Here is a 12,919-nt window from a genome sequence, read left to right on the forward strand (position 1 = left end):
CCACCTCCGCCTCCTCCTCCGGCGGCTCCGCCGCGAAGCGGGCGTACACCTCCGGGCGGGTGCGGCGCAGGCGCAGGGCGATGCCGACGCCGAGGGCGAAGGCGGCCGGGACGGTCAGGACGAGGAGGGCGTTGGTGGTGAACGGGGCCGCCGTCATCAGGTCGATCTTGGCGATCACCAGCCACAGCGCCCCGGCCATCAGGACGGTCGCGGCGACCGGGACGACCGCGGTGCGCCAGCGGCCCTCGTCGTGCCGGACGCGGCGGAAGAAGCAGAAGACGGCGACGGCGGTGACCGCCTGCAGTGCCAACAGGCCGATCATTCCCGGGGTGTTCATCCACAGCAGCAACTGCTGGTACGGGTCGGCCCCGGCGAGCACGAAGCCCGCGACGATCACCAGGGCGAGGACGCTCTGCGCGATCCCGGCGACGTACGGGGAGCGGTGGCGCGGGTGGACGCGGCCGAGCGCGGCGGGCAGGACGCCTTCCTGGGCGAGGGAGTGCCCGTACCGGTTGATCGCGTTGTGGAAGGCGAGTTGCGAGGCGATGATGCTGGTCACGATGAAGACGTGCATGAGCGCGGCCGCCCAGTCGCCCACGTAGTGCGAGGTGGCGGTGAAGAACAGGCCGAGCGGGTCGTCGGTGACGGCCTTCAGGACGCGGGAGCTGCCGAAGGCCTGGATGACGATCCACACGGTGAACGCGTAGAACAGGCCGAGGAATCCGACGGCGATGTAGGTGGCGCGCGGGATGGTGCGGCCGGGGTCGCGGGCCTCGCGGCGGTAGATCGCGGTCGACTCGAAGCCGGTGAACGCGGCGAAGGCGAAGGCCAGTACGGCGCCGGTGCCGGGTACGAGCACGTTCGACGGCGCGAAGGAGTCGAGCGCGAGCCCCTCGGCGCCGCCGTCCAGGAGCACCCCGCCCGCGAGCAGCACGAGGATGCCGGTCTCGGCGAGCAGCAGGACGCCGAGGACCTTCGCGCCGAACTCGATGCTGCGGTAGCCGAGGAACCAGATCACGCCCACACCCGCGAACGCGATCACCGGCCACGGCACGTCCACGCCCCACAGCGCCTTCAGCGCGTCCTGCGTGCCGGTGGCGAGGAGCCCGTACACGCCGATCTGCATGCCGTTGTACGCGAGCAGCGCGAGGGTGGCCGCGCCGAAGCCGGCCGGGCGGCCGAGGCCGCGGGTGATGTACGCGTAGAAGCCGCCGCCGTGCCGGACGTGCCGGGCCATCGTCGTGAAGCCGATGGCGAAGAGGGCGAGGGTGGCGCCGGCCAGGAGGTAGCCGACGGGCGCGCCGAGGCCGCCCACGGCGATGGCGAGCGGGGCGACACCGGCCATCACGGTCAGCGGCGCGGCGGCCGAGACGACGAAGAAGGCGATGTCGGCGACGCCGAGCCGGGCCCGGCGCAGTCCGGGGGAGTGCTCCTGCGCCGGGGCGACGCCCTGCGGAACGACGCCTTCTGCTGCCCCCTGGCGGGGTGCGGACTCTACGTCCATGCGCGCGGCCCTTCGTCGGGAGGGATCGGGTACGGGGGGACCGCCGAAACCTAAACCGTTTCGGTTTAGGCAATGTAGAGGTCGCCCGTACGATTCGGGAAGACCTCTCGACAGGAGAAATCACATGGGGCGGCCGCGGAAGGCCCTGCTCGACCGGGCGCGCATCGGGGCCACGGCCCTCCAACTCGTCGACGAGAAGGGCGACTTCACCGTCCCCGAGGTCGCCCGGCGGCTCGGCGTGCAGACCGCGTCGGTGTACCACCATGTGGACGGCCGGGCCGGCGTCGTCGAACTGGTCCGCGAACGCGTCGTCGAGAAGCTCGACCCGGACACCCTCGGCCTGCGCCCCTGGGACCGCGCCCTGGAGGCCTGGGCCCGCTCCTACCGCGCGGCCTTCGCCGCCCACCCGCGGGCCATCGCCATCCTGATGACGTCCCCGGTGCGCGCGCCGCGCGTGATCGGGCAGTACGAACAGGTCGCCGGGATGCTCGTCGACGCGGGCTTCCCCGAGGACGAGGTCATGCCCGTCATCACCGGGCTCGACAACATCGTGCTCGGCTCGGCCCTGGACATGTCGGCGCCCGAGGTGATGTGGGTCGTCGAGGACGAGTCGACCGCGCCGCGCCTCGCCGCCGCCCAGCAGGCCACCGGCGCCGCCCGCGCCGACCGCGCCTTCGAACTGACCCTCGCGGGCTTCCTCGCCCACTGCCGGGGGCTGCTGCCGTAGGCCGGCCAGACGGAGGGCGGCGGGCCCGAAAACCCCTGCGCCCCGGGCCGACCCTGCGGGTACCTTGAGGGCGTTCGAAGCCGCGTTCGCACCCTGCGCGCGCAGCTCAGACCGTGTTTCGAGGCGTACTCACCGTGTTCCTGACGATCACCACCACCGGCACCCCCGACCGCCCCGCCACCGACCTCGGCTTCCTGCTGCACAAGCATCCCGACAAGGCGCAGCGGTTCTCCACCGCGCACGGGCAGGCGCACGTCTTCTACCCGGAGGCGAGCGCGGAGCGCTGCACGGCGGCGCTGCTCCTGGAGGTGGACCCCGTGGCGCTGGTGCGGCGCGGCAAGGGCAAGGGCCGCGGCGGCGCACCCGACACGGCACTCGCGCAGTACGTCAACGACCGGCCGTACGCGGCGTCCTCACTGCTCGCCGTCGCCCTGAGCGCCGTCTTCAAGAGCGCCCTCAACGGGGCCTGCGCGGCCCGGCCCGAGCTCGTCGACCGCCCGCTGCCGCTGCGCGTCGACGTGCCGGTGCTGCCCGCGCGCGGCGGCACCGACCTCGTCGCGCGGCTCTTCGGCCCGCTCGGCTGGACCGTCACCGCCGAACCCCTGCCCCTCGACCCGCAGTTCCCGGAGTGGGGCGACTCGCGGTACGTCCGCCTCGTCCTCGAAGGTGAGGCCCGACTCGCCGACGCGCTGCGGCAGTTGTACGTGCTGCTGCCGGTGCTCGACGACACCAAGCACTACTGGGTCGCGCCCGACGAGGTCGACAAGCTGCTGCGCGCCGGCGAGGGCTGGCTCGCCGACCACCCCGCGCAGCGGCTCATCGTCGACCGGTATCTGACCGGCCGCCGTTCCCTCACCCGTGAGGCGACCGAGCGGCTCGAACTGGCCCGGCTCGCCGACGCCGACGACGTGGCCGTCGAGGACCTGGACAACGCCGTCGACGAGAGCGCCGACACGGAGGAGAAGCCCGTGCCGTTGGCGGTGCGGCGCCGCGAGGCGATCCTCGCCGCGCTGCACGCCGCCGGGGCGCACCGCGTGCTCGATCTCGGCTGCGGCCAGGGCCAGTTGGTGCAGGCGCTGCTCAAGGACGTGACGTTCACGGAGGTCGTCGGCGTCGACGTGTCGATGCGCGCCCTGACCGTCGCCGCGCGCCGCCTGCGCCTGGAGCGGATGGGCGAACGGCAGGCCGAGCGCGTCACCCTCCTGCAGGGCTCGCTCGCGTACACCGACAAGCGGCTCAAGGGGTACGACGCGGCCGTGCTCAGCGAGGTCGTCGAGCACGTCGACCTGCCCCGGCTGCCCGCGGTCGAGTACGCCGTGTTCGGCTCCGCGCGGCCCGGCACCGTCCTCGTCACCACGCCGAACGTCGAGTACAACGTCCGCTGGGAGACCCTGCCCGCCGGGCACACCCGGCACGGCGACCACCGCTTCGAGTGGACCCGCGAGGAGTTCCGCGCCTGGGCGGCCCGAACCGCCGAACGGCACGGCTACGACGTGGAGTTCACCCCCGTCGGCCCCGACGACCCGGAGGTCGGCCCGCCCACGCAGATGGCCGTGTTCACCCTCCGTACGAACACCGCGAACGGCACCACGAACCCGAAGGGAGCGAAGGCCGCATGAGCACCGAGTCCGAGACCGAGACCGAGACCGAGTCCCCGTCCACGGAGCGCGCCGCCGCGCCCCGCGAACTGCTCGTCACCGACCTGTCCCTGGTCGTCCTCGTGGGCGCCTCCGGGTCCGGCAAGTCCTCCTTCGCGCGCAAGCACTTCAAGCCCACCGAGGTGATCTCCAGCGACTTCTGCCGCGGGCTCGTCTCCGACGACGAGAACGACCAGAGCGCCAGCCGGGACGCCTTCGACGTCCTGCACTACATCGCGGGCAAGCGGCTCGCCGCCGGGCGGCTCACCGTCGTCGACGCCACCAACGTGCAGCAGGACAGCCGCAAGCAGCTGATCCAGCTGGCCCGGCAGCACGACGTCCTGCCCATCGCGATCGTCCTCGACGTCCCCGAGGAGGTGTGCGCCCGCCGCAACGCCGAGCGCGCCGACCGGGCCGACATGCCGCGCCGCGTCGTGCAGCGGCACACCCGCGAACTCCGGCGCTCGCTGCGGCACTTGGAGCGCGAGGGCTTCCGCAAGGTGCACGTCCTGCGCGGCGTCGACGAGGTCGACGGCGCGGTGGTCCGCCTGGAGAAGCGCTACAACGACCTCACCCACCTCACCGGCCCCTTCGACATCATCGGCGACGTCCACGGCTGCCGCTCCGAGCTCGACACCCTGCTCGGCAAGCTCGGCTATGTGGACGGCGCACACCCCGAGGGCCGTACGGCGGTGTTCGTCGGCGACCTCGTGGACCGCGGCCCGGACAGCCCGGGCGTGCTGCGCCGCGTCATGTCGATGGTGAAGTCCGGGAACGCGCTGTGCGTGCCCGGCAACCACGAGAACAAGTTCGCCCGCCACCTCAAGGGCCGGAACGTCCAGCACACCCACGGCCTCGCCGAGACCATCGAGCAGATGGACGCCGAGAGCGAGGAATTCCGCGCCGAGGTCAGGGAGTTCATCGACGGTCTCGTCAGCCACTACGTCCTCGACGAGGGCAAGCTCGTCGTCTGCCACGCCGGCCTGCCCGAGAAGTACCACGGCCGCACCTCCGGCCGCGTCCGCTCGCACGCCCTGTACGGCGACACCACCGGCGAGACCGACGAGTTCGGCCTGCCCGTGCGCTACCCGTGGGCCGAGGAGTACCGCGGCCGCGCCGCTGTGGTGTACGGCCACACCCCGGTGCCCAACGCGACCTGGCTGAACAACACCATCTGCCTCGACACCGGTGTGGTCTTCGGCGGCAGGATGACCGCGCTGCGCTGGCCGGAGCGCGAACTCGTCGACGTACCGGCCGAGCAGGTCTGGTACGAACCGGCCAAACCGCTCGCCACCGAAGCGCCCGGCGGGCACGAGGGCCGACCCCTCGACCTGGCCGACGTGCACGGCCGCCGCAGCGTCGAGACGCGGACGGTCGGCCGGGTCACGGTGCGCGAGGAGAACGCGGCGGCGGCCCTGGAGGTCATGAGCCGCTTCGCGGTCGACCCGCGCCTCCTGCCGTACCTCCCGCCGACCATGGCGCCGACGGCGACCTCGCAGGTCGAGGGGTACCTGGAGCACCCGGCGGAGGCGTTCGCGCAGTACGCGGCGGACGGCGTGGAGCGGGTCGTGTGCGAGGAGAAGCACATGGGCTCGCGGGCCGTCGCCCTGGTCTGCCGGGACGCGGAGGCGGCGCGGGAGCGCTTCGGCGCCGACGGGGTCACCGGCTCCCTCTACACCCGCACCGGCCGGCCGTTCTTCGACGACCACGCGGTCACCGAGGAGGTGCTGCGACGCGTCCGGGAGGCCGTGCGGGAGGCGGGCCTCTGGGAGGAACTCGACACCAACTGGCTGCTGTTGGACGCCGAGCTGCTGCCCTGGTCGCTCAAGGCGGGCGGTCTCCTGCGCAGCCAGTACGCGGCGGTGGGCGCCGCGTCCGGAGCTGTGCTCCCCGGCGCGCTCGCCGCGCTCGAAGCGGCCCGGGCACGCGGCGTCGACACCGGTGACCTGCTCGAACGGCAGCGGGAACGCGCCGCCGACGCCGAGGCGTTCGCGCAGGCCTACCGCCGCTACTGCTGGTCCACCGAGGGCCTGGACGGCGTGCGGCTCGCCCCGTTCCAGATCCTCGCCGTGCAGGGCCGCAGCCTCGCGGGCCTCGGCCACGACGAGCAACTGGCGTACCTGGACCGCATGGTGGAGCACGACGGCACCGGCCTGCTGCAGACCACCCGGCGCCTGTACGTGGACACCGGCGACCCGGCGTCCGTGCAGGCGGGCGTCGACTGGTGGCTGGAGATGACCGGGCGCGGCGGCGAGGGCATGGTCGTCAAGCCGGTCCGCGCCCTCGCCCGCGACGGCAAGGGCCGGCTCGTCCAGCCCGGCGTCAAGTGCCGCGGCCGCGAGTACCTGCGGATCATCTACGGCCCCGAGTACACCCGGCCGGAGAACCTGGAGCGGCTCCGCGGCCGCTTCCTCGGCCACAAGCGGTCCCTGGCGATCCGCGAGTACGGGCTCGGCCTGGAGGCCCTCGACCGGCTCGCGGAGGGCGAGCCGCTGTGGCGGGTCCACGAGGCGGTGTTCGCGGTCCTGGCGCTCGAATCGGAGCCGGTGGACCCGAGGTTGTAGCGGGCTGCGAGCGGCTCGTTCACTCGTTCGTGTGTGCCCGGAGGCGGTGGGAACGCCTCCGGGCACGGTCGCGTTGTGAGGGGAGATCGTCGGCAATCGAGGTCGTGGCGCGGGAGGGGGAGAAGTGGGTCAGCAGCAGCATTCCGGACGTACGGCGCCGGATCGTCCGGCCGCCGCCGCGCACCGCCGTGCCCTGACCGCCGCCCTCTCCGCGTTCCTCGCGGCCGTCGCGTTCCTGCTGCTGCCGTCGTCCACCGCGGCGGCGGAGGTGCAGGCCCAACGCGCGGGCGGCGCCGCCCAGTTCACACAGGGCTCGGCCGGCGTCCAGTTCGGCCCCGGCGGCAAGAGCGGCGCCCATCTCTCGTACGGACACATCGGCTCGCACCCGGAGACGACGCCGCCGCCCCCGTTCCTCGCGGCCCGCGCCGGGGACCAGGCGGGCCGGCGGGCGCACGGCGGGCCCGGGGAACGCGTCGGCCGGGGCGGGCCGCCCGCGGGCCGGGACGTCGCCGTGCCGCGCCCGCGCGGCCCGCCGAGACCTCCCGAGAGACCTCACGTACCGGTCGACGCCTGACCGTTGCCTGCCGCCGAGGAGGTGCGCGGGCCCGGGCGCCGATTCCGGCTGCCCACCCCCTCGTGCACCCCTTACGGGAGAACCATGTCTCGTGCGCCCCTGTGGCGGGCCGTCGTCGCGCTCTGCGTGATCGCCGCCTCGCTGTTCTTCGCCCTCACCCAGTCCGCCCGGCTAGGGCTCGACCTGCGCGGCGGCACCCAGATCGTGCTGCAGACCGAGAACTCGCCCACGACCCGAGCCGACGCCGAGTCGACGCAGCGCGCCCTCGAAGTGCTGCGCCAGCGCGTCGACGCCCTCGGCGTGGCCGAGCCCAGCCTGACCCGCTCCGGCGACAACCGCATCATCGTCGAACTGCCCGGCGTCCAGGACCCGCGCGAGGCCGCCGAGGTCATCGGCCGCACCGCGCAGCTGACCGTCCACCCGGTGACCGGAGTCACCGACAAGAAACCCGCGCCCCCCGGCGAGAAGGAACCCGCCGGAGCCGCCCGCACCCTCGCCGACCCGGACCAGAAGGGTGCGTATCTCCAGCTCGGGAAGGCCGCGTTGACCGGTGACGGCGTGCGCGACGCCGAGGCCGTGCTCGACCAGCAGAACATGGCCGGCTGGGTGGTGAACCTCAAGTTCCGCAAGGCGGCGGGCGAGGACTGGGCCCGCGTCACCGGCGAGGCGGCCTGCGCACCGCAGGGCGACCAGAAGCGCCGCGTCGCCATCGTGCTCGACGGCCGCGTCATCTCGGCGCCCAGCGTCAACCCGGACGTGGGCTGCCGCGTCGGCATCACCGGCGGCAACACCCAGATCACCGGCGGCTTCCAGCAGGCCGAGGCCGAGGAGCTGGCCGCGCTCGTCAAGGGCGGGGCGCTGCCCGTGCCCGTCGAGGTCGTCGAGCAGCGCACCGTCGGCCCCACCCTCGGCGCCGACGCCATCGCCGCGAGCGCCCAGGCCGCGATCATCGGCCTCGCCCTCACCGGCCTGTTCATCGTCGTGGTCTACCGCCTGCTCGGCTTCCTCGCCACCCTCGCCCTCGCGCTGTACGGCCTCATCTCGTACGCGGCGCTCGTCGCGCTGGGCGCCACGCTGACGCTGCCCGGGCTCGCCGGGTTCGTGCTCGCCGTCGGCATGGCGGTGGACGCCAACGTCCTGGTCTTCGAGCGGGCCCGTGAGGAGTATCTGGGCGCGCGTACGAAGAGTTCGGCCGGCCGCCTCGACAAGCCGCTGACCACCGGATTCACCAAGGCGTGGAGCGCGGTCGTCGACTCCAACGTGACGACGCTGCTCGCCGCCGGGCTGCTGTTCTTCTTCGCGGTCGGCCCGGTCAAGGGCTTCGGCGTCACCCTGTCCATCGGTGTGCTCGCCTCGATGGTCTCCGCGCTGGTCATCACCCGCGTCCTCGCCGACTTCGCGGTGCGGCGGGCCTTCGTGCGCAAGCGGCCCGCGCTCACCGGCATCACGTCCACCGGCAGAGTCAGGGCCTGGCTCGCCCGGCGGGACCCGCGCCTGGTGCACCACCGGCGCCGCTGGCTCGGCGCCAGCGCCCTGCTCGTCACCGTCGCGATCGCGGGCATCGCGCTGCGCGGCCTCGACTTCGGCGTGGAGTTCACCGGCGGCCGCCTCGTCGAGTACAGCACCAGCAGGCCCGTGCCCGTGGACACGGCCCGCGAGGCCGTCGCGGACGCCGGGTTCCCGCGCGCCGTGGTCCAGGAGTCGGGCGACGGCGACATCTCGGTGCGCACGGAACGCCTCAGCAACGAGCAGCAGCACACCATCAAGGAGGCCCTGGCGGCGCCGGGCGGCGAAGTGACCGTGGAGCGGGACGAGTTGATCGGCCCGAGCCTCGGCGACGAGCTGCGGCACAAGGCGCTGATCGCCCTCGGCGTGGCCGTCGCGGCCCAACTCCTGTACCTCAGCGTGCGGTTCAGGTGGACGTTCGCGGCGGCCGCGGTCGCCGCGATGGTGCATGACGTGCTGCTGGTCGTGGGCCTGTTCGCCTGGCTGGGCAAGCCGGTGGACAGCGTGTTCCTCGCGGCCCTGCTCACCGTGATCGGTTACTCGGTCAACGACACGGTGGTCGTCTTCGACCGGGTGCGCGAGGGCCGCCGCCGCGATCCGCGCTCCACCCTGGTCGACACCGCCAACACGGCCGTCGTGCAGACCCTGCCGCGCACCGTGAACACCGGCATGGGCGCCCTGTTCGTGCTCGCCGCGCTCGCGGTGCTCGGCGGCGACTCCCTCGCGGACTTCTCCGTCGCGCTGATCGCGGGCGTCCTGGTCGGGATGGCGTCCACGGTGGGTACGGCGGTGCCGCTCGCGGTGACCATGGAGCAGAAGTGGCCCGCCGAGCCGAAGCGCCCGTCCCGCCCGGGCCGGGACCGGCAACGCGAGGGCGGCCCGCTCGCCGCCCGCCGCGACGACTCGGGCGCGGTGGTCTGATCCCGGGCGGCGGGCCGGCCCTCGGCCCGCCGCCCGGTCCTCGTCGTCGAGCCCACCGGCCACCCGCACGCCGCGGTGCGAGGCGAGCGCGGGCCCGTGCACGGCGCGATCAGGCCCCCGGCGCCGACCCGAACCTGCGCATCGGCGCCCGGCTCGGGGGAGGGCATGCGGGTTCCGTTCTGTCGTCTCGCTGGTCGTTCCGGCCCCGCCCGCCCCTGACCGGAGCCGGCCCCGGACGGAAGCGGGCCTCGCAGACAAGCCTCCGAGCCAGCCGAGCCAGCCGAGCCAGCCGAAGCAGCAGAGGCAGCCGAAGCGGCCGGATTCGGCGGGTGAAGCGGGCGACGGCGGGCCAGGATAGGCCCATGGGATTCCATGTCGACTCCGAGACCGGCCGGCTGCGCCGCGTCATCCTGCACCGGCCCGATCTGGAACTGAAGCGCCTCACCCCGAGCAACAAGGACGCGTTGCTCTTCGACGACGTGCTGTGGGTGCGCCGGGCCCGGCAGGAGCACGACGGCTTCGCGGACGTGCTGCGCGAACGCGGCGTCGAGGTACACCTCTTCGGCGACCTGCTGCGCGAGACCCTGGAGGTGCCGGCCGCCAAGTCCCTCGTACTGGACCGGGTCTTCGAGGAGAAGGAGTACGGGCCGCTGGCGACGGACCCGCTGCGCGAGGGCTTCGAGGCGCTGCCGCTGGGTGAGCTGGTCGAGGCGCTGGTCGGCGGCATGACGAAGCGGGAGTTCCTGGAGCGCAATCCGGAGCCGACGTCGGTGCGGTTCCACGCCATGGACCTGGACGACTTCCTCCTGAAGCCGCTGCCCAACCACCTGTTCACGCGGGACACCTCCGCGTGGATCTACGACGGGGTGTCGATCAACGCGATGCGCTGGCCGGCCAGGCAGCGCGAGACCGTGCACTTCGAGGCGATCTACCGGCACCATCCGCTGTTCACCGGTCCCGAGGCCGGGGCGTTCCACCACTGGTCGGAGGGGCAGAGCGACTATCCGTCGACGATCGAGGGCGGGGACGTCCTGGTGATCGGCAAGGGCGCGGTGCTGATCGGGATGAGCGAGCGGACCACACCGCAGGCGGTGGAGATGCTGGCGCACAAGCTGTTCGCGGCGGGCAGCGCGACCACGATCGTGGCCCTGGACATGCCGAAGCGGCGGGCGTTCATGCATCTGGACACGGTGATGACGATGGTCGACGGGGACACGTTCACGCAGTACGCCGGGCTCGGCATGCTTCGCTCGTACACCATCGAACGCGGCGACGGGGAGCGGGAGTTGAAGGTCACCGACCATCCGCCGGAGCACATGCACCACGCGATCGCGGCGGCTCTCGGCCTGGACGGCATCCGGGTCCTGACGGCGGTGCAGGACGTGCACGCGGCCGAGCGGGAGCAGTGGGACGACGGCTGCAACGTGCTCGCGGTCGAGCCGGGCGTGGTCGTGGCGTACGAGCGGAACGCGACGACGAACACGCATCTGCGCAAGGAGGGCATCGAGGTCATCGAGATCCGGGGCAGCGAGCTGGGCCGGGGGCGGGGCGGGCCGCGGTGCATGAGCTGCCCGGTGGAGCGGGAGGCGGTGTAGGGCGCCGGGTCTGCAGACGGGGGCACTGTATAAAAATGTTGAGCCTCGTATAGACTTCCAGAGTCTCGTGGGTTCGTACGCCCGTCCTCATGTCCCCGTCCCGTCAGGAGCGCCCCATGGCCCCCGTACTCACCGGCCGCCCCTTCCTCAAGGAGCTGGACTTCACCGCCGAGGAGTTCCGCGGCCTGATCGAGCTCGCGGCGGAGCTGAAGGCGGCCAAGAAGGCCGGGACCGAGGTGCAGCGCCTCAAGGGCAAGAACATCGCCCTGATCTTCGAGAAGACCTCGACGCGTACGCGCTGCGCCTTCGAGGTGGCCGCCGCCGACCAGGGGGCGAGCACCACGTTCCTCGACCCCTCCGGCTCGCAGATCGGGCACAAGGAGTCGGTGAAGGACACCGCGCGCGTCCTGGGCCGGATGTTCGACGGCATCGAGTACCGCGGGGACGCCCAGTCCGCCGTCGAGGAGCTCGCCGAGTTCTCCGGCGTCCCGGTGTGGAACGGCCTCACCGACGACTGGCACCCCACGCAGATGCTCGCCGACGTCCTGACGATGACCGAGCACAGCAGCAAGCCGATCGAGGAGATGACGTTCGCCTACCTCGGCGACGCCCGCTTCAACATGGGCAACTCGTACCTGGTCACCGGTGCGCTCCTCGGCATGGACGTGCGCATCGTCGCGCCCGAGGCGTACTGGCCGGCCGCCGAGGTCGTCGAGCAGGCGAAGCGGCTCGCCGAGACCAGCGGCGCGACGATCACGCTCACCGAACAGGTCGAGGAGGGCGTGCGCGGCGCCGACTTCGTCGCCACCGACGTGTGGGTCTCCATGGGCGAGCCGAAGAGCGTCTGGGACGAGCGGATCAAGGCTCTCGCCCCGTACTCGGTCACGATGGACGTGCTGCGGGCCACCGGCAACCCCGACGTGAAGTTCCTGCACTGCCTGCCGGCCTTCCACGACCTGGGCACCAAGGTCGGCCAGGAGATCTACGCCAGTCACGGCCTCAGCGCGCTGGAGGTGACCGACGAGGTCTTCGAGTCGGAGCACTCCGTGGTCTTCGACGAGGCGGAGAACCGGCTGCACACCATCAAGGCCGTGATGGTCGCGACGCTGGCCTGAGGTCCTCCGTCATGGCGGTGACGTCGGCGTCATGGCGGTGACGTCGGCCTGAGGCCGACGTCACCGGGCCTGCTGGCGCGGGATCGCCCCGAGCGTGAACCAGACCGCCTTGCCCGAGGCCGTCGGCCGGTGGCCGCAGGCCTGGCTCAGGGTGCGGATCAGCAGCAGGCCGCGGCCGTGCTCCTGCCAGGGGTCGGGCGGGCCCGCGGGCGGATCGGTCAGATCGGCGGGCGGCTGCGGATCGGTGTCGTGCACCTCGACCTGGCAGCCGGCTCCGAGGCGCTCCACGACCAGTTCGATCGGCGCGTCCCCCGGCGTGTGCTCGACGGCGTTCGCGACCAGCTCGGCGGTGAGCAGCTCGGCGGTGTCGCAGTCGGCGGGCTCGTGCAGCTCGTGCAGGGCGGTGCGGACCAGGGCGCGGGCCACCGGAACGGCCGCCGCGGTGTGCGGAAGCGAGATCCGCCACGCGTGGGCGGGCGGTGCGAGTGACTCGTACAAGGCGGTTCCGTTCGGTTGCAGGCAGGGCGGGTCGTCCTGCTTTCAACCGTATGAATGGTAAGCGGCCGTCCTGTAGAGGCGATGTGCGGGGCTCGGCGGGGCCTGCGCCCTCGGGATCTCGGGACTTTCGGCGGGTGACCGGAGGCCGGGCAGCCTTGTCGGGCGGCGAGGCTTATCGCGTACCCGTGACGACAGTCACGTACGAGTGATAACTTCGGTGCAGGCTTGCAAGGCTCCCGACCGACGTCCGGCGACGACCGACGACGACCTTCGACGGC

General features: G+C 72.7%; 9 protein-coding genes. 7 read left to right on the forward strand and 2 right to left on the reverse strand.

What is annotated here, in order from left to right:
- On the reverse strand, positions 1-1,504 hold a 1,504-nt coding region (locus tag ACIDOF_RS30490), incomplete at its 3' end, for an APC family permease (RefSeq protein WP_409009390.1).
- 124 nt (positions 1,505-1,628) lie between these two features.
- Between ACIDOF_RS30490 and ACIDOF_RS30495 the strand changes: the two genes are divergently transcribed.
- From ACIDOF_RS30495 to argF, 7 genes are all read left to right on the forward strand, one after another.
- The gene (locus ACIDOF_RS30495) at positions 1,629-2,231 is read left to right on the forward strand and encodes a TetR/AcrR family transcriptional regulator (protein ID WP_409009391.1); all 603 of its coding nucleotides are present in this window, start codon (positions 1,629-1,631) and stop codon (positions 2,229-2,231) included.
- Between the two features lie 134 nt (positions 2,232-2,365).
- Entirely contained in the window at positions 2,366-3,850 is a 1,485-nt protein-coding gene (locus tag ACIDOF_RS30500) for a 3' terminal RNA ribose 2'-O-methyltransferase Hen1 (RefSeq protein WP_409009504.1), read from the forward strand.
- The gene (locus ACIDOF_RS30505; RefSeq protein WP_409009392.1) at positions 3,847-6,432 is read left to right on the forward strand and encodes a polynucleotide kinase-phosphatase; all 2,586 of its coding nucleotides are present in this window, start codon (positions 3,847-3,849) and stop codon (positions 6,430-6,432) included. Before ACIDOF_RS30500 ends, ACIDOF_RS30505 begins: the two co-directional genes overlap by 4 nt.
- Positions 6,433-6,556: 124 nt before the next feature.
- Positions 6,557-7,006 (forward strand): hypothetical protein, encoded by a 450-nt coding sequence (locus tag ACIDOF_RS30510; RefSeq protein WP_409009393.1) that lies wholly within the window; start codon positions 6,557-6,559, stop codon positions 7,004-7,006.
- Between the two features lie 84 nt (positions 7,007-7,090).
- Positions 7,091-9,433 (forward strand): protein translocase subunit SecD, encoded by a 2,343-nt coding sequence (secD, locus tag ACIDOF_RS30515; RefSeq protein WP_409009394.1) that lies wholly within the window; start codon positions 7,091-7,093, stop codon positions 9,431-9,433.
- 362 nt (positions 9,434-9,795) lie between these two features.
- On the forward strand, positions 9,796-11,028 hold the full coding sequence (locus ACIDOF_RS30520) for an arginine deiminase (RefSeq protein WP_409009395.1): 1,233 nt from the start codon (positions 9,796-9,798) through the stop codon (positions 11,026-11,028).
- A 116-nt stretch (positions 11,029-11,144) separates the two neighbouring features.
- A complete protein-coding gene (argF, locus tag ACIDOF_RS30525; RefSeq protein ID WP_409009396.1) occupies positions 11,145-12,143 on the forward strand; it encodes an ornithine carbamoyltransferase in 999 nt (332 codons plus the stop codon).
- A gap of 60 nt (positions 12,144-12,203) precedes the next feature.
- On the opposite strand, the gene ACIDOF_RS30530 is transcribed toward argF, so the two are convergent.
- Entirely contained in the window at positions 12,204-12,641 is a 438-nt protein-coding gene (locus ACIDOF_RS30530) for an ATP-binding protein (RefSeq protein ID WP_409009397.1), read from the reverse strand.
- Positions 12,642-12,919 lie beyond the last annotated feature (278 nt).

It is taken from the genome of Streptomyces sp. Da 82-17 (assembly GCF_046098215.1).
GTDB lineage: Bacteria > Actinomycetota > Actinomycetes > Streptomycetales > Streptomycetaceae > Streptomyces.

Bases quoted from the DNA above. Each gene is read 5' to 3' on its own strand.
- ACIDOF_RS30495 (WP_409009391.1), top strand. From the start codon at position 1,629: ATGGGGCGGCCGCGGAAGGCCCTGCTCGACCGGGCGCGCATCGGGGCC.
- ACIDOF_RS30505 (WP_409009392.1), top strand. From the start codon at position 3,847: ATGAGCACCGAGTCCGAGACCGAGACCGAGACCGAGTCCCCGTCCACG.
- secD (WP_409009394.1), top strand. From the start codon at position 7,091: ATGTCTCGTGCGCCCCTGTGGCGGGCCGTCGTCGCGCTCTGCGTGATC.
- ACIDOF_RS30520 (WP_409009395.1), top strand. From the start codon at position 9,796: ATGGGATTCCATGTCGACTCCGAGACCGGCCGGCTGCGCCGCGTCATC.
- argF (WP_409009396.1), top strand. From the start codon at position 11,145: ATGGCCCCCGTACTCACCGGCCGCCCCTTCCTCAAGGAGCTGGACTTC.